At 39.3% G+C, this 17251-nt stretch carries 16 protein-coding genes; 8 read left to right on the forward strand and 8 right to left on the reverse strand.

Going from position 1 to position 17251, the window contains the following annotated elements; translation table 11 throughout:
- Window positions 1-178 precede the first annotated feature (178 nt).
- The 5 genes from H5975_RS04380 to H5975_RS04400 all read right to left on the reverse strand — a co-directional run bounded on the left by H5975_RS04380 (window position 179) and on the right by H5975_RS04400 (window position 6726).
- Window positions 179-1138 (reverse strand): beta-galactosidase small subunit, encoded by a 960-nt coding sequence (locus H5975_RS04380; RefSeq protein WP_204785034.1) that lies wholly within the window; start codon window positions 1136-1138, stop codon window positions 179-181.
- Window positions 1122-3005, reverse strand: coding sequence for a glycoside hydrolase family 2 protein (locus tag H5975_RS04385; protein ID WP_204785035.1), 1884 nt, complete (start codon window positions 3003-3005; stop codon window positions 1122-1124). Before H5975_RS04385 ends, H5975_RS04380 begins: the two co-directional genes overlap by 17 nt.
- Before the next feature lie 77 nt (window positions 3006-3082).
- Window positions 3083-4075, reverse strand: coding sequence for a substrate-binding domain-containing protein (locus H5975_RS09070; RefSeq protein WP_204785036.1), 993 nt, complete (start codon window positions 4073-4075; stop codon window positions 3083-3085).
- A gap of 15 nt (window positions 4076-4090) precedes the next feature.
- Window positions 4091-5542 (reverse strand): UDP-glucose--hexose-1-phosphate uridylyltransferase, encoded by a 1452-nt coding sequence (locus tag H5975_RS04395; protein ID WP_204785037.1) that lies wholly within the window; start codon window positions 5540-5542, stop codon window positions 4091-4093.
- Between the two features lie 14 nt (window positions 5543-5556).
- Window positions 5557-6726 carry a galactokinase gene (locus H5975_RS04400; protein WP_204785038.1) on the reverse strand — a complete coding sequence of 390 codons (1170 nt, stop codon included), beginning with the start codon at window positions 6724-6726 and terminating at the stop codon, window positions 5557-5559.
- Between the two features lie 171 nt (window positions 6727-6897).
- Between H5975_RS04400 and H5975_RS04405 the strand changes: the two genes are divergently transcribed.
- Genes H5975_RS04405 through H5975_RS04420 form a run of 4 tightly spaced genes read left to right on the forward strand, consistent with a single transcriptional unit; the run spans window position 6898 to window position 9410 of the window.
- On the forward strand, window positions 6898-7839 hold the full coding sequence (locus tag H5975_RS04405) for a GDSL-type esterase/lipase family protein (RefSeq protein WP_204785039.1): 942 nt from the start codon (window positions 6898-6900) through the stop codon (window positions 7837-7839).
- Between the two features lie 26 nt (window positions 7840-7865).
- Window positions 7866-8648, forward strand: coding sequence for a tyrosine-protein phosphatase (locus tag H5975_RS04410; RefSeq protein ID WP_204785040.1), 783 nt, complete (start codon window positions 7866-7868; stop codon window positions 8646-8648).
- 16 nt (window positions 8649-8664) lie between these two features.
- A complete protein-coding gene (locus H5975_RS04415; RefSeq protein WP_204785041.1) occupies window positions 8665-9168 on the forward strand; it encodes a YbhB/YbcL family Raf kinase inhibitor-like protein in 504 nt (167 codons plus the stop codon).
- Between the two features lie 17 nt (window positions 9169-9185).
- A complete protein-coding gene (locus H5975_RS04420) occupies window positions 9186-9410 on the forward strand; it encodes a hypothetical protein (RefSeq protein ID WP_178661540.1) in 225 nt (74 codons plus the stop codon).
- Between the two features lie 118 nt (window positions 9411-9528).
- Here the strand turns inward: H5975_RS04420 and H5975_RS04425 are convergent, their stop codons facing one another.
- Complete coding sequence (locus H5975_RS04425; RefSeq protein WP_204785042.1) at window positions 9529-9858, reverse strand: hypothetical protein; 330 nt, start codon at window positions 9856-9858, stop codon at window positions 9529-9531.
- 79 nt (window positions 9859-9937) lie between these two features.
- On the opposite strand from H5975_RS04425, the gene H5975_RS04430 reads away from it, so the two are divergent.
- The 4 genes from H5975_RS04430 (at window position 9938) to H5975_RS04445 (ending at window position 14608) form a co-directional block, all read left to right on the forward strand.
- Window positions 9938-10879, forward strand: a complete 942-nt coding sequence (locus H5975_RS04430; RefSeq protein ID WP_204785043.1) for a phosphoglycerate dehydrogenase — start codon at window positions 9938-9940, stop codon at window positions 10877-10879.
- Between the two features lie 19 nt (window positions 10880-10898).
- Window positions 10899-11366 (forward strand): transcription elongation factor GreA, encoded by a 468-nt coding sequence (gene greA, locus H5975_RS04435; protein WP_204785044.1) that lies wholly within the window; start codon window positions 10899-10901, stop codon window positions 11364-11366.
- Between the two features lie 246 nt (window positions 11367-11612).
- Window positions 11613-12845, forward strand: a complete 1233-nt coding sequence (locus H5975_RS04440; RefSeq protein ID WP_428832682.1) for an L-lactate MFS transporter — start codon at window positions 11613-11615, stop codon at window positions 12843-12845.
- 281 nt (window positions 12846-13126) lie between these two features.
- Window positions 13127-14608: a DUF2325 domain-containing protein gene (locus H5975_RS04445; RefSeq protein WP_204785045.1), complete on the forward strand. Its 1482-nt coding sequence runs from the start codon at window positions 13127-13129 to the stop codon at window positions 14606-14608.
- 186 nt (window positions 14609-14794) lie between these two features.
- Here the strand turns inward: H5975_RS04445 and H5975_RS04450 are convergent, their stop codons facing one another.
- The gene (locus H5975_RS04450) at window positions 14795-15310 is read right to left on the reverse strand and encodes an O-acetyl-ADP-ribose deacetylase (RefSeq protein WP_204785046.1); all 516 of its coding nucleotides are present in this window, start codon (window positions 15308-15310) and stop codon (window positions 14795-14797) included.
- A gap of 7 nt (window positions 15311-15317) precedes the next feature.
- Window positions 15318-17216, reverse strand: a complete 1899-nt coding sequence (locus tag H5975_RS04455) for a M13 family metallopeptidase (RefSeq protein WP_204785047.1) — start codon at window positions 17214-17216, stop codon at window positions 15318-15320.
- Window positions 17217-17251: the final 35 nt, after the last annotated feature.

A 17251-nucleotide genomic window follows, 5' to 3' on the forward strand; every position in this document is an offset into this window, starting at 1 on the left:
GAAGTCGTTTACGACTTCGTTTTCACGCCCCCGCAAGCAACAATAGGGGCCTAGCGTTCGGTTTACCGAGTGCTAGGCCCCATTGTTGTACTGCGCTGTTCGTATTTAAGGATTGTAGTCTGACTAATGACACAGGCCCTCTTCATTTTTATGAATAGCAATTAGTTAATTTTAGTCATTAGTGTGCATTCAAAATGAAGCTAAAATTATAATCTTGATCAGCAGGAATGGTGTATTGCTGTTCAACAGCAGCACCCCAACTATCAATTCCGCCAACTCCCCGAACTGGTCCGGCAATAACAAGCACTGCGCGGCGTGCCAATGGTAGCTCTTCATCATGCGTTGCCGATTCTAATTCTTCTGCAGTATAAGGCAACAAGCTGAAATTAAACGGCTGCTTATCCTGACAAATACTAAGCGCATAAGGATGGTTGACAACTTGAGCATTATTCAAAGTTGTTTCACGTGAAACTTTTAATTGTTTCGTTTGCATATGCATGCCCATTTCTTGAGGAACCAGGTATGGAGTCAACGGCATACCATTAACTTGATAGGAACCCTCCTTAGCACCAGCCATCCTATCTGGATAGGTCTCTCCTGAAAGGCCTGTATATTCATAACTGGTTGCCACCGTTGGCATTATCATTCGAATACCAAAAACCGGTAAGTCTGGTAGACCCTTGTGACCATTGTAATGAGCAGTAACAGTAATTTCTCCATTTGATTTTACAAAATATGTCACTGAGCTTTCAGTAGTTGGCACAGTTGGAGTCTGATAAGTAAACTTAATTTGAACTGTTTCTGCTTCTTCATTCTCGGTAAATTTATTATTTAATGGCGCAATTGGCAACTTAGCAAAATGGTGACTATCTACAGTTAAATCAATATCAGTGCACCGTGGAAACATATCAGCTCCTAACCATTGTGCACTTTCGTATGAAAATCCATTTCCTAAATCATTGCTAGTACTAGCACGCCAATACGTTGGATAGATTGGTCGATATAACCACTCTTTACCCTTAATTTTTAGTGATTCGATACTGCCACGTTCATAACTAAAGAGGTACTCAAAGTCTTGATTGTGCAGTCCTAGAATTCCATCACCATATACAACCTTCATCTTATTTAAATTGGCCATAATAATATTTCACCTCCTGCATTGCGGGTTTAGGTTTCCGATTAGCAAACATTAATCCGTCTCCGGAAAAATCACCATCAGTGTGTCGATCATCAAAGTCGCCCCCATAACGCATGACATCACGACCGCTAATTGGGTCATAAACTTGTAAAGCTTGATCAATAAAATCCCAAATATATCCTCCACAATACGTCGGATATTTCTTAATTAAGTCCATATAGGCTTTCATACCGCCAACTGAATTGCCCATTGAATGCATATATTCACATTCGATAAACGGCTTGTCTGGATTATTTTGTAAATATTGCTCAACATCTTTAGGTGGTAAATACATTCGACTTTCAAAATCTGAGATTTGCTGTCGATATCGTGGATTCTGGCAAACTCCTTCGTAATGAACAAGTCGCGTATCGTCATGCTGCTTATAAAATTCTTGCATCTTAACAAGGTTATCCCCAGCATAGGATTCATTCCCCAAAGACCAGAATAGAATACTGGTGTGATTTTTAAACGTCTCGTAATTTGTCCGTGCTCGATCAACCACCACATCTAACCATTCTGGAACAGATCCTGGAACATTGCATGAAGGCTCCACTGCCCCCATTTTCTGCCATGTACCATGTGATTCCAAATTATTTTCCGCCATCATGTAAATCCCGTTTTGATCACAAAGGTAATACCATGGTATTTGGTCGGCATAATGACAAGTCCGCACGGAATTAATATTATTATCCTTAAACGTTTTAATATCATTAGTCATATCACTTAGTGTAATACAACGTCCACTATCACAATTCCATTCATGACGGTTAACCCCTTTAATAATTAATCGATGCCCATTTAGTTCCAAAACGTGGTCATCATTAATTTCAATTTTTCGAAAGCCAAATTGATATGGAATTACCTCCACAAGCTGTCCTTTTGAATCATGAAGAGCAATCGTTAATTCGTATAAATAGGGATTGTGATTGTCCCAGAGATGAACATGGTTAATACCTTCAGATACAATGTCTAGTGATGATGTTACTGCTTGATCAGTACACAAAATACTTTTGCCATTCTCATCTTTAACTAATACAGATACCGTTCCGTCAATATCACCATTCACCTTCATTTTTACTTCAAGATTTCCCGTCGTGAGGTCATCGTTTAACGTTGGCTTGATTAAAAGGTCTTCAATATGAGTAGTTGGGGTTGCTTGCAGTGTGACATCACGGAAAATCCCCGAAAAGCGAAACATATCTTGATCCTCTAAATATGAGGCGGTACTGTGTTTGAAAACCTCCACAGCCAAGACGTTATTATTATCTTTCACATACGGTGTTAAATCGAATTCACTCGGGGTAAAGCTATCTTCAGCATAACCAACAAATTGACCGTTCAGCCACACATAGAGTGCCCGTTCAACTCCCGCAAATTGAACCCGAACTTGTTTCCCTTTCAGGCCTGGTTCTAAGTTAAAGCGAGTTCGGTAGCAACCAACTGAGTTGTCAGACGCTTGACTAAATTGTCCATGCACCACTTGCTGTCCATTAGTAAAGGCAGGCCGTCGAAAATGGTGCCCTTCCCATGGATATAAAGTATTAATATATTGATTCTGTGTATCACCGTGAAGTTCAATCATACTAGGTACTTTAATCTGATCCCAATTATGATCGTCAAAGGCTGGCTTGTAGAATCCTACTGGTCTCTCCTGAGGACACTTAGCAAAATAAAATTTCCATTGACCATTTAAAGATTGCCAATAGCTACTTTGTTTTTCTTCCATCTCTCGATAATTCCGATACCAATAATGATCACTATGAGCTTTAATTTGATTTACTCTAAACACTCGTGGATCATCTAACCAGTCTAATTCTGCTTTCATGATCAATCCCTCCTCGCTATTTTGCTAGCGCTTTCATTAGTTCTAAAAATAAATAGGGATTTCTCCCCCAAATTATTTTAATCTTTTTTAGTTGAAGCTCTTTCTACCAAACGTGTGCCAACCACCATCCGTGTTGGAACAAAATCCTGACTACCACGCCGCATTTTTACCTGTTGAACTGCCATTGTTGCCATCTCATCCACCGATACTTTAATGGCAGTTAATGGTGGATAAGTGTAACGGGTCAAAGTGGTATCACCAAAACTCATCATTCCCATTTCATTTGGAACTTCCACATGGATTTCATGTAAATAACGTAAGGCCCCCACTGCCATAGCATCATTCGCCACCATCACTGCTTCTGGGCGTGGGGTTGTTTTGATTAACCTTTTCATCAGTTCATAACCACTTTGTTCTGAATAATCACCCGTCACAAATAGCTTATTGTTATAGCAATGCAAAGATTGAAGTTGCTCAGCAAACACCGACTGGCGAACATCCGAAACTAATTCACCATCCCGGGTCTTTTCTTGACCAGCAATCATCGCAATGGAATGATATTTCTCTGCCAAAAACTCAGCAGCCTGCTTCATTCCCCCACGAAAATCTGGCACAACACAGTCAAAACCATTTGCCAATTCATCATGGTCAATCACCACAACATTTCTTGTAATGGAGTGGAATATTTCTAATTGTTGTCGACTATATTTACCAATCGCAATTATCCCAGCAAGGTTATCAGGAATTTGCTGCATGTTATCCGCGAACACTGTTACAGTTTCTAATCCAACTGCTTGGGCTGACTGTTCCACATTAATCCGGGTACTAAGATAATATAAGTCATCTAGTTCTGCTGAACGCGGATACCATTCAACAATACCAACCCTAGCCGATTGATGTTCCTCGTTTGATCGGTGCTTGCTAGTATACGACATCTCCTCAGCAATTGTTAAGATGGCACTACGAGTCTTTTCACTAACCGACAGTTTAGGATCATTATTCAGAACTCGAGACACCGTAGTTAACGAGACTCCCGCTTTCTTAGCAATATCTTTTAAAGTTACTGCCACCACAAACACCTCATCTTATAATTGGTCAATAAAACGTTGCCAACCAGCGCGACCAGCTTCATTATTTTTAAACACCCCGGCATCCGCCAATACATCTGAAAAAATTTGTGCCACTTCTTCTTCCAAGACTTCATTAGCGTTCTCACTATTAATTTCACGGTGTTCTTGAACTTCTTTTGCCCAAGGTAAATGACTGTCCGCAATTTGATTAGGCTGTCCTAACCAAAACTTTTTCACTTCGGCTAGTTCAGTTTTAAGACGAGCTGGAAGAATTGCCCGACCCATTACCTCGATCAAACCAATATTTTCTTTTTTAATATGCCACAGTTTAGCATGTGGGTGGAAGATTCCTAATGGATATTGATCGCTAGTGTTATTGTCTCGTAGCACTAAATCTAAAATAAATTTGTCACCATTCCGATGCATAATTGGAGTAACCGTATGATGACGAGTTTGCCCATCAGAAGCCTTAATCTGTAACGATTGATCACTGTAGTGACCCCATGAATTAATAATGTGGGTACCCAAGTCTATCAATGCTAAATCGTCGTTGCTTACCAAGCGTAAGTCGCTCATTGGCCAATCGACGATCCCTGCTTTAACCGTTGGATAGTCTTTAAAACTAACTTCCTGCTTAATTGGCGCCTTCATCATAGGAAAAATATGTTTACCACCTTGATAGTGTTCATGAGCCAGCATTGACCCACCAACAATTGGTAAGTCGGCATTGCTACCAACAAAATAATGAGGAAATTGTTTTTCGATTTCTACCAAGTTAATCAGCGTTTGCTGATTGATTTGCATCGGCTCGTGTTTTGCATCCAAGAAGATACAATGTTCATTGAAATATGCGTAAGGTGAATACTGGAACCCCCATGGCTTGCCACCAATCATCATCCTAATAATTCGATGATTACTCCTTGCTGCGTGATCAAGTCGACCTAGGTAGCCTTCGTTTTCCATGCATAAAGCACACTGTGGGTACTTTTTACCTGTAGATTGAGCAGCTTTTGCAATCGCTTTGGGATCCTTTTCCGGTTTTGAAAGGTTGATTGTAATTTCCAATTGGTTTCCGTCCCGCACTTGTTTCGTAAATTCAACATTACGTTTAATTGCTGAAACCTTTACGTAGTTATTATGTGTACACAAGTTATAAAACCAATTAGTTGCCGTTTCTGGGGATTCAACATACTTATTCCAAAAAGTAGCATTAACTTTGGCAGGAGTTGGGGTCAGCAAATCATAAAGTTGATCACTAAGAATTTCACGAGCAGTAATTCCATCATCAATTTTGCCGTTTTTTACTGCTGTAGCGACTAATTGTTCGACAATTGACTGCTGTTCATCATCTTGGATGTCCTCATCACCTACCAGTGCCCGCACTTTATTCATTACATAAATTTCATCAAGTGGTGCAAACCGGCCATTTTGAATCGCTTGATTGGCAAATTTTTCAAATAACATCATATTTATTACTCCATTCAATCTATCTTCCGCGGCCCATCAACAATTTCAACATCATAGAAACTGGCATCGTAACCGATTTTTTGGCGATACACAGCGCTTACTTTAGCTTTTAAGTTATCCACTTGTGACCGTTTAACTAAGGCGATGGCACTCCCAGCAAATCCACCGCCAATCATTCGTGCACCTGCCACACCCGGCTGCTGCCATGCGGTATTAACTAGCGTATCAAGTTCCTTACTTGAGACCTCATAATCGTAAGCTAACGAAACATGAGAGGCATTAATTAACCTTCCAAGATATTCCATGTCGCCTGTCTGAATAGCGTGAGTAGCCTCTTGGGTACGGGCATTTTCCGTAACAACATGCCGAACCCGCTGGATTAGTACAGGATTATTAATCAAATAGCTGTATTCTTCCAACATCTTAAAGTCCAAATCACTTAATGACGAAATTTCTAGCTTTTGCTGTAGAAGTTGTAAAGCATCATGACATTGCTTAACCCGGTCATTATATGCTGAATTGGCTAATGAATGCTTTTTATTAGTACTCATGATAATCAAAATATAGTCCAAGTTATCCATTGGCTTGTATTGATAACTTAGAGTTGCACTATTGAGGAGGACCGCATTATTCTTTTTCCCCATTCGAACAGCAAATTGATCCATGATCCCAGACTTGAGCCCTAAAAATTCGTTTTCTGTTCGTTGACCTAATCGTGCTAACTGGATGTTGCTAACTGGAATGTTATACTCATCTTTCAAGATTTCACCCATTAGCATTTCTATTGAAGCAGATGATGAAAGACCTGCTCCGTATGGTAAATTTCCGTAAACGTAAAGACTAAAGCCATTGTTAATTTCGTAACCGGACTGACGAAGATATGTAAGCATTCCCTTAAAATAGTTTGCCCATTGTTCTTCTGGTCTAGCGATTGGTGTTTCGTCTGTGACAGGGAAAGACACAATATTACCCTTGATGTTTTGAGAATATAGTTCAACTTGGTCATCGTTACGTGGAGCAAAAACTCCATATGTTCCTAAACTAATGGCACAAGGCATCGAAAGTCCATTATTATAGTCAGTGTGTTCCCCAATTAAGTTGATCCTTCCTGGGGAAAAGAAAACATCTTGTCCAGAACGTCCGAATACCTTTTTAAACCCATCAAGTAAAGCTTGCTTTTCCATAAGTGGCCTCCCAGAACAATTTTAGTAAAAAAGTAGTAAAACTTTACTAAACTTATAGTAAGCCTTTTCATAAATTCGGTCAACGTTATTTTTTGTGTTTCACGTGAAACATGGAATAATTAATATGCGGTAAAATTAATAATATATTCTGAATTATGGAGTGACGGATCAATGAAGATAATGTCAAATGACCTTTTAACATCAGCTCACCTAACTGGTCGTTGGTTCCAGCGTAATCATACTTTGCAGTCACCCTTGTTGGGAGCAACCATTCAATTTGAAATCCATAACACTGAAAAAATCGCTATTAATACTATTAACCAAGCTAACGAGCTATCACCCAGCCAGTATTGGGCCTGCCAAATTGACAATAATCCCTGGTACAGATGGCCTGCTAGTCAAAAACAAATGGTTTTCGCTGTTTCACCTAATCATCACCGAGTAATTATTATGACTGGTGGAAATTGTGATTTAGACAATGTCTGGAATCTTCAACAAGATTTTGCTCTTGATTCTTTAGAAATTAATCCCGAGGGTCAAATGATACCGTTTCGAAGATCAGCGAATGTCCTAATTCTAGGCGATTCAATTACTGCTGGTTGCTGGGTAAATGGTAAACATGCAAGTGTAGACTATCGTCCAGAAACTAACTATGTTGGAATCGCACAGCAACTTCTCCCTGACATTGAATTGCAACGAGTGGCCTACTCTGCGGCAGGAGTTCTGCGTCCCGGAACTGGTAATGTTCCTCCAGCAAAGGAATGGTTAACAAAACTCGATGCTCATACCCAGATTCCTGCAGGCCAATATAATTTGGTTGTTATCGCTCTAGGCGTGAATGATCGTCGATTTAGTCAGAAAGAATTTGAGTCTGCATACCATGAATATGTCCATGCCGTTATTCAACGTTATCATTGCCCAGTAGCTTTAATGGTTCCTTTTTACCAAACCTTTAAAAATTCAATTATCAATATTGGCCAACAATTCCAATTGCCTGTCATTTCAACTACTGACTGGTGCCACCATACCACTGATGGTCTCCATCCAAACCAAAGAGGGTCGCAAGAAGCGGGTCGCCACTTTGCACTGGCTATTAAACAACTGTTACAATAATGAATAGATAGAAAGGAAGTGATCTAATGGCACACGAACGAATTTTACCCATAATGCATACACATAACTTTCGAGACCTGGGTGGTTATAAAACCACGACTGGACAAATCGTGAAATGGGGACACATTTTTCGTGCTGATAAGTTAGATCGGCTTTCTAAGGATGACCAGGCTAAGCTTATCCAATTGAACATCAAATTTGACATTGATCTTCGTTCAAAAGAGGAAATTAGAGTTTCTCCCGATAGGCTTCCTGATCAGGTCCAATATCTTTTTAATCCAGTATTTGCTCAGGATGTTACTGATTCATCAAAAAATGTTGACCACTTAGACCAATCTTTACAGACCGATCCACAGGCTGGACTGCAACATATACAAAACGTGTACCATGAGATGGCAACCAGCAACGCTGCTGCCGCAGCTTTCCAGGTGATTTTTAAGCACTTATTAAGTAATGACGGCGGAATTGTTTTTCACTGCACTGCTGGTAAAGACCGTACTGGGATGAGTGCCTACTTGATATTACGTGCGCTGGGTGTTGATGAAAAAGTAGCAAAAAAGGATTACCTATTAACCAACACTGCCTTAAAAAATTTTCTAAACGGCCAGCAAGCAATGTTACGTGCCGCAAATAAGCCTCAAACACTGATTGATAACTATACTGCCTTATGGACGGCTCATTCTAGTTACTTGTCATCAGCTTTGTCGGCTATCAAAGATCATTATCAGGATGTCTATCACTACCTCACAGAAGCTGTAGGTTTATCAAGAAACGACATTATTGATCTTCGCAAACTGTACTTGAGTTAGGAAGAAGGAATTTAATATGCAAATTAATGTCAAACTAGATCACGGTTTATTACCAGACAAATATGGTAAATTTGCACCAGAAAATAACTTACTGGCGGGTCAGCCAATAACATCTTTTCCAATTCAAATTGAAAATGCTCCTCGAGATACCAAGGCCTTTGCCTTAGTATTAATCGACCACGATTCAATCCCCGTTTGTGGTTTTACATGGATTCATTGGATTGCAACTAACATTCCTGCTGATTGGCAAACTATTCCAGAAAATGCAAGCATTGAGCTAAAAGACCGGTTCATTCAGGGTAAGAACAGCAATGCGAGTCGTTTTGTGAACGGCAAGCCACAAACTGGTTATACTGGGCCAACACCACCTGACCAGACACATGATTATGAACTTACAGTATATGCATTAGATCAAATTCTTCCGTTAAAAAACGGTTATTGGTTGAATGAATTTTTCCACGCTGCTAAAGGACATATTTTAGATCAACAAACCTTAACTCTACCATCACGTGCTAATTAAACAGAGGAGTGAATATTATGGATACAAGAATATTTTTTAACCCAGGCGACTCCATCGCAAACATTCATGATTACAACGAAGCAATTCGTAAGGGACAAATTTTTAAAAAAGAACGTCAAGTAGACGACCTTGTAATTGCCAAAGATAAAGATAATGAAGAATATGCAATTTTCTACGCTAAAGACGCTCAAAAAGAATCGGATTCCCAAACTAAACCATATGAAGTTAAAAAGCGAGTTTAGTTCTACCATAACTAGTTAGTTGCTTACTCTTCACTGTAGTAAAAAATTAGCCCTAAACTTTCGGAAAATGAAAGCTTAGGGCTTTTTTATGATTATAAGCAATCTTAAATAATCATCATTAACGGTGACCAACAATTTTTTGCGCTTCATCAGCAAAACGTTCATCTAACGCATCCGCATCTGCTTTAAAGTCTGCTACCCAATCCGTTCCATGGGGTTTTACTTCTCCCGCGGGATCACCCATTACATCCGTAACTACCAATGTACCATCGTGCTTCATAGTTACATCGTCATAGTGACCTTCTAACGCTTCGTCAAGATAACCTTGTAAAATGTCGCGAACTGCAGTTGTAATGACTTGTTCTTCTGTTAATTCTTGTCCACGAACTTTGTATTGAGCAATCTTCATTGCGACTTCTTCCATGTTTTCTGGGACATCTAAACTCATAATCTTCACCTTTCTCAGATTGAATTCTATGTTTAATCATATCATAATAGATCTAGTTATCGAATAGGGAGGCTAGATCATGCCAAAAGCTGTGTTAATTCCCCAAAGTTTCACTGAAACTGGAAGAAAAGTCTTTCGCGACGCTGATATTCAAATGATTGAAGTACCAGCAGTCAATAATGATGCCTTACTTCACTATGCTGATCAAATTCAGGGTGCGATTGTTATGCTTGATCCTATCAGTAATGAAACTTATCCTCACACTCCTAACCTTAAAATTCTAGCACGAGTTGGCGTTGGTTATAATAACATTGATCCACAGGGTGCAGCTCAACATGGAATTTGGGTTACCATTACCCCTAAAGCAAATTATAATTCTGTAGCTGAAGCAATCTTAGGAGGTATTCTGTTAGCCTCACGAGATATGTATCAACGTAATCAATTGCTAATCAATGGCAATTGGTCCAAAGGCCATGCCCCAGCAGGTCATGACATTGCTGGACAATCTTTGGGAATCATTGGGTACGGTCGGATTGGACACGCCCTAGCAACAAAAGCCGCTGCATTAGGAATGAACATTTTAGTAAACAATGGTAGTCATCATAAGGAACCAGAAATTGGTACTGCGGTGTCACTAGACGACTTACTTGCTAACTCAGACTATGTTTCATTATCTGCACCAGTGACTACCGAAACAACTGAAATGATGAACCGCAATACTTTTAGTAAAATGAAACCAACTGCTAGTTTAATTAACTTTGGACGTGGGCAGTTAGTTAACCATAATGACTTAATTGATGCTTTAAAGAATAACACTATTCACAGTGCTGTTCTTGATGCCTTTCAACAGGAACCCTTACCCGTTAATGATGAATTATTAAGCCTGCCTAATGTCTTCTTAACTCCTCATATTGGTGGCGGTACTACTGACGCCATCAATCGTGGGTGTCAAGATGCCGCAAGTGAAGTAGTTCGAGTCCTTAGTGGCAATCAACCATTATGGCCAGTCAATCAGTTATAAGTTATAAAGGATCAAGATAATGACAGAAATTTATTTTCAAAAGATGACACCAGAAGGTTATCGCGAAATTGAAGAACAAATTGAAGAGTTAAAGAAAGACCGCCCTATTAAAATTGCACGGTTAAAGGCAGCTCGTGCGTTAGGAGATCTTTCTGAAAACACGGAATATAGTACTGCTAAAAGGGACCTTCGCCACTTAGAAAGTCGTCTCCGCTTTTTAAATAAACAATTAACGTACGCTCAAATCATTCAACCACAAGGTAACGGCAAAATAGATTTAGGTAGTACGGTTACAATCGAATTCTTAGATGATCATGATCAAATGACCTATAAAATAGTTGGCACACAGGAGGCTGATCTTGCGGCTAATAAACTTGCCTTTGATTCGCCACTTGGCCAAGCAATGATGAACCAAGCGGCAGGAACTTCAGTAAATGTTGTGTCACCTGATTCAACGTATCAGGTTAAAATTATCTCCGTCAATTAACTTTAAAACTTTTAATGAATCTCAAGGCCTTAAATGTTCTGATTTCCATGAACATTTAAGGCCTTTAGTATATAAATTGGTCAATCATTATCGTCAGCTTGCTTCATGATTATTCTCCCTAATTTTTGAAAAAATCACTTTTTTATAATTAACCATTGCGTTTCACTCATAACCATGTTAATTTGTAATCGCGAATTATAATTCGATTTTATTTCTTATTGTTCGGGTTTAAAGGAGAGAAAATTGATTAGTTCATTTAAACGTTATGGTATTGCTATTGCCGGTGTTATTTTTCATTTAATGATTGGTGGTGTCTACGCCTGGAGCGTTTTCACTAAACCGATTGCCCACCAAACTGGTTGGCAAGAAGCTAGTGTTTCTTTTGCTTTCAGTCTAGCCATTTTCTTTTTAGGAATGTCAGCTGCCTTTATGGGACGGTTAGTTGAAAAATTTGGTCCTTCAACAGTTGGAACCATTTCAAGTATTTTTTATGGATCCGGAATTGCATTAACAGGGTTAGCAATTCAAACCCGTCAACTTTGGCTACTCTATCTAGCCTACGGTGTTATCGGTGGATTAGGATTAGGTTCTGGTTATGTTACCCCTGTATCCACTATTGTTCGCTGGTTTCCTGACAAGCGGGGATTGGCAACCGGGTTAGCCATCATGGGATTCGGTTTTGCTGCACTATTAACCGGACCGTTGGCTCTGCGATTGATTATGACAATTGGGCTTTCAAATGCCTTTTATGCTTTGGGATTTTTCTACTTCATCATAATGCTGGTAACTGCTCAATTTATTAGAAAACCACACCCTCATGAACTACCAGCCGTAATTGCTGACAATGCCGAACGTGTTAGTTTAACCAACGAATCACTCACAGCTAACCAAGCTGTTAAAACTCGTTGGTTTGCCGCTCTCTGGTTTATGTTCTTTATCAATATTACGACGGGAATCGGGCTTGTTTCTGCCGCTTCACCAATGGCTCAAAGCATGACCACCATGACACCTGCTGCTGCCGCAGTGATGGTTGGGATTATTGGATTGTTCAATGGTTTTGGCCGTTTAGCATGGGCTACACTATCTGATTATATCGGTCGTCCTCTTACTTATAGTTTGATTTTTATTTTAGACGTTATCATGTTGTTGATCTTAATCTTCTTCAAGCAACCATTCATTTTTGCGTTAGCCTTATGCCTTCTTATGTCCTGTTATGGTGCCGGCTTTTCAGTCATCCCCGCTTACTTGGGTGACGTCTTCAGTACTAAAGAACTTGGCGCTATTCATGGTTACGTACTAACCGCCTGGGCAGCTGCAGGAATGGTTGGCCCTGTATTACTATCTTGGACTCACCAAGTTCTTCACAACTATTACGTAACCCTCATTGCATTTATCATCATTGACCTATTAGCCATGATTGTTTCGCTTCGCATTCAAAAAACTTTCGTTTCTAACCATTCAGTAGAATCAGTTCACTAAATACTGATTCAATCCACTCAAAAGTAGATTACATGATATTAAAGCAGTCATTACTTTACAGATTTTCTGAAAGTGATGGCTGCCTTTTTAATATTAAACTAGATTTGCGATAGATCATAATAACCGATTATACTAATATTTAGACTTTTCTATATAGAACGTCAGAAGATAAAATTGCTATTAAGTATTGAGTAATTGAAACACTATATCAACAACTGAATGTTTTCATTTATTCGAAAGCCACTTAGTTATTCATTTTTGAAATAGATTGGAGCATTATTATGTATGATTATCGCAAAGATTTATTAAATATTATCAACAACATTGATGCCTCTGAAGATGGTTTGCTTCGCGGTCGTGAAATTATCAATGCAGCTATCAACCTTGTTAATGCCTTACCATCTGATAATAAGTCCACATCACACCCATTTATTATCAAACAACATGAACATCATAGACCTTCAGAAAATCATCCAACAAAGGCGCTAACAAAGCAATCTGTTCACCCCCTCAATGGTAATCAGTATGAAATTCTAAACAAGCTAAAGGGAATCCGACGCAGTCTAGATAATTTAAATCAGGGGGAGAAGAGCAATAATGATTCTCCTGAGAAATTAGCTAAACGCTATCATAAAATAGCTGCTCACTTATCTGAACAAGATCAGACAGTCCTTGCAGAGCAACTACAGTCAATCCATCATGATCTTAAAAAATTAGGGCTTAGTAATGAAAAACATGTATCTAAGGACCAGCATTTAAACAATCACAACGAGCCAACTGACGATTCAACCACACCTGTCATGCAGGAGTATTCCTCTGGCAACAGTCATCAATCCATCCAGAAGTTTGAAAAGCACCAACCAAAGGTCCCATTCTCTAGCCAAAAAGGTCAGTACGTTGTCCAACGTGAATTATCAGGGGCCTCCCTTCTAACTGAAAATGGTCAAGATGCCGGCCACATTAGTGAAGGAATTGTTAGAAAAATGAATTTAACATCTGGAACAATTGTGAAGGCTGACATTATGTCAAAATGGATCTTTGTTCATAAAGTCCTTCGTCATATTGATCGCATGGGTGATATTATCTTTGATGATAAGAAACAAATTGCTACATTTGAATTTGGGGTAGTTAAAAAGCACAAGCACCATTTACGCGTAACTTATAACTCCAATAATGAACCATTATTAGTTAATGGCAAAAAGTATCCGTTCCTCCTGGACCTAAATAATCCAATTGTTGGTAATGGATCTATCGTTGAACTGGCATGGTACAAAGATGATCCTTCGTCCATGCGGATTCGTTGGACCTACCCTACTGAAGATTCTAATAATCAGAAACAAATTGTCAGCAAGTCTCCAAGCGAAGTTTCCAACGAAGATCAAGATGAAAATCGTACACTTACTAAGCGTTACCCTGACCTTGATTTGAATCATAAAACAGTTGCCGTCTTAGTGGGCAATCGCCAAGAACATGAAGATTATCAGCGGCAGATAGAGTTATACAACGGTCAACCAACTATCGTTGATAGTTTTAAAACCAAAAAGAGTTTTCTCAAAGATAAACTTAAGTCAGCCGACATTGTAATTCTAGTTAAGAGCAAAGCCCATCATGGTGCTTCTAAAGCTGTAGCTGAATTTCAAAATCAGTTTGGATTTGCCTTCGCAGTAGCTAATACATTGTCCATGGGACAGTTTGAAGACGCATTATACCGCGCAAGTAATGGTTTACCGGCAGACATTACAAGTATGGACAATTTACATTAAGTTGAACGGTTTCCTAATACTTAAAAATTGTTACTTAAAGCTATGCCACACTTTAGAATATGAAAACCACAGTACTTAAAGAGGGGCCTAACGTTCGGCAAACCGAACGCTAGGCCCCTCTTCATTACTTGTGAGCAGTTACTCTGCTCTTCTGCCATACTACTCAACTTTATTTTCTCATCATGCTTACTTTTGATAATCATTTAAAGCGTCTTGGTAAGCTTTTAATGTAACAGCATCAAAGCATACCATGGTCACAACTTGCACATGCTTGGCTGTTTTTAAGAACTCGCTAATGGTTTGAATGGCAACTTGAGCCGCCTGTTTTAACGGATACGCATAAACTCCCGTACTGATTGAAGGGAAAGCAATAGTTTGACACCCATATTGATCACCTAATTCCAGACTATGACGGTACGAATTTGCCAATAATGTCGCTTCCTGATGTTGACCGCCATGCCAAACAGGACCAGGTGTATGGATAACATATTTGGCGGGGAGGTTAAATCCCAAAGTGAGTCGCGCCTCACCGGTTGGGCAACCATTGAATTTTTCACATGCAGCATATAATGCTGGACCAGCGGCCCGATGGATTGCTCCATCAACTCCACCGCCACCCATCAACGTTGTATTTGCCGCATTAACAATTGCGTCACCGTCAAATTTGGTGATGTCACCCCGAATAATTTCAATCTTTTTCATGATCTATTTACCAAATATTAACCCGTTCATCTGGGGATTTCCACATTCCGTCACCCTCATGAATATCAAAGGTCTTAAAGAATTCATCCTGATTCTGTGCTTGAACATTTGCTCGAAGTTTATTAGGAGCATGGACATCAATCGAAAGAAGCAATTGCATATATTGGGTTGTCGCCTTCATTCGCCAAATCCGTGCCCAGTTAACAAAGAATTCACGACCAGAGTAGTCCCGTTCCTCTTGTGCGGCAGCCAATGCACAACTCAATCCGCCACCATCAGCAATATTTTCAGACACTGTCAGTTTTCCGTTAACTTTCTGTCCTGCAAATGGTAAATCATTAAATTCATTAATCATCTTTTGAGCTAACTGTTGGAAATGGTCATTGTCTTCCTTTGTCCACCAGTTATGCAAATTACCATACTCATCAAATAACGCACCATTGTTATCAAACGCATGCGAAATTTCATGAGCAATTACTGCACCAATTCCCCCATAATTTTCGCTACTTGTTTGCTCTAAGCTATAAAATGGTGCTTGCAGAATCGCGGCAGGGAAAACAATGATGTTTTTAAATGGATGGTAATAAGCGTTGACGGTTGCTGCACTCATTTCCCAACGCATACGATCAACAGGTTTATTCCACCGACTAAATAGTTCCTTATTAGCAGTCACTCCGAGATCGTTAACGTTCTCTAATAAACTCTTATTCAAATCAACTTTCAAATGATTATAAATATCTGGAATGCTGTCCGGATAGCCAACTTGGATTCCTAAATGATTAAGCTTAGTTATTGCTTTTTTCTTTGTGGCATCACCTAACCATTCGTTATCATGCAGACGATTTTTGTAAACTTCTATCATCTGTTTGACCATGTGGGTTACATCCGCTTTAGCTTTTTCACCAAAGTACTTACGACCATAGTAATCACCAATAACTTGGCTGAAAATTCCCCGAGTCAGGTAAAAAGCAAACTTACGGTGGTTAACTGGTTTCTTACTACCAGAAAGTGCTCGACTATACTCTCCACTAATAGTACGGAGCTCGTCAGTCAACAATCCTGCTTGTCCCAATACTTCATTGACTAATAACCAACTCTTAAAAATTTCAAAATGGTCCTTTAAGATATCATCTAGTGCATCAAAATACTTCGGTTCAGTTACAATGATTTTGTCAGGCTCAGAGCCAATTAACTGCTGGATCACTTTTCCTAAATCTAACACCGCTGTATGCGACGTGAACTCAGTAAATGATTGCGGATTATACATTTTACTATAGTCAGCTGATTCTTCAGCACTTTTAACATGAGGTACTAATAACGAGTCAAACTGGATAGTATCATCAATTAAATCATCTGCTTCAGTTTCATCATAACCAACTTTTTGAAGCAGCTTTTTAGTCATGATTGACCACATTTTCAGTAGCTGAGGTCCCTGTGGATTATCCTTATCATAATAAGTTTTTTCAGGCAAAATAAGTCCAGGAGCCGCAGCAAAAAGAGCATAGACTGTTGCATTCTTCATGTCTGCATCAATATCAAAAGATACCGGTGATGCTGATCCTTCAAGAATTAATGTTGCCCAATCTTTTTGATAATCGTCATAACTGTTCATTGCCTTTAACTTGGCAAGCCGATCTTGCAATGGAGTTATTCCTTCTCGATCACGACGATCAAAATCTTTTGCTAATTGATATAACTTAGTAGCTTCGTTCAATCGTGAATCATTGCTAGGAGCTTTTACTAGCTCATCTAAGTCCCCCATCAACTTTTTATCAATATCATCAACAAGGTCATTGAAACCACCGGTAGCCGGTTTATCATCAGGGATTTTAGCGGTTTTAAGCCACTCACCATTGACAGCTTCATATAAATCGTTCTTCAATTCATTTTGATTGATTGTACTCATTACGTCTTCTCCTTTGCTTTTAATAACTATTATAC

Origin of the sequence: Limosilactobacillus coleohominis, from assembly GCF_016901675.1 — a bacterium.
Classification (GTDB): Bacteria; Bacillota; Bacilli; order Lactobacillales; family Lactobacillaceae; genus Limosilactobacillus; species Limosilactobacillus intestinavium.

Bases quoted from the DNA above. Each gene is read 5' to 3' on its own strand.
- H5975_RS04380 (WP_204785034.1), bottom strand. From the start codon at position 1,138: ATGGCCAATTTAAATAAGATGAAGGTTGTATATGGTGATGGAATTCTA.
- H5975_RS04385 (WP_204785035.1), bottom strand. From the start codon at position 3,005: ATGAAAGCAGAATTAGACTGGTTAGATGATCCACGAGTGTTTAGAGTA.
- H5975_RS04395 (WP_204785037.1), bottom strand. From the start codon at position 5,542: ATGATGTTATTTGAAAAATTTGCCAATCAAGCGATTCAAAATGGCCGG.
- H5975_RS04400 (WP_204785038.1), bottom strand. From the start codon at position 6,726: ATGGAAAAGCAAGCTTTACTTGATGGGTTTAAAAAGGTATTCGGACGT.
- H5975_RS04405 (WP_204785039.1), top strand. From the start codon at position 6,898: ATGAAGATAATGTCAAATGACCTTTTAACATCAGCTCACCTAACTGGT.
- H5975_RS04410 (WP_204785040.1), top strand. From the start codon at position 7,866: ATGGCACACGAACGAATTTTACCCATAATGCATACACATAACTTTCGA.
- H5975_RS04415 (WP_204785041.1), top strand. From the start codon at position 8,665: ATGCAAATTAATGTCAAACTAGATCACGGTTTATTACCAGACAAATAT.
- H5975_RS04420 (WP_178661540.1), top strand. From the start codon at position 9,186: ATGGATACAAGAATATTTTTTAACCCAGGCGACTCCATCGCAAACATT.
- H5975_RS04425 (WP_204785042.1), bottom strand. From the start codon at position 9,858: ATGAGTTTAGATGTCCCAGAAAACATGGAAGAAGTCGCAATGAAGATT.
- H5975_RS04430 (WP_204785043.1), top strand. From the start codon at position 9,938: ATGCCAAAAGCTGTGTTAATTCCCCAAAGTTTCACTGAAACTGGAAGA.
- greA (WP_204785044.1), top strand. From the start codon at position 10,899: ATGACAGAAATTTATTTTCAAAAGATGACACCAGAAGGTTATCGCGAA.
- H5975_RS04445 (WP_204785045.1), top strand. From the start codon at position 13,127: ATGTATGATTATCGCAAAGATTTATTAAATATTATCAACAACATTGAT.
- H5975_RS04450 (WP_204785046.1), bottom strand. From the start codon at position 15,310: ATGAAAAAGATTGAAATTATTCGGGGTGACATCACCAAATTTGACGGT.
- H5975_RS04455 (WP_204785047.1), bottom strand. From the start codon at position 17,216: ATGAGTACAATCAATCAAAATGAATTGAAGAACGATTTATATGAAGCT.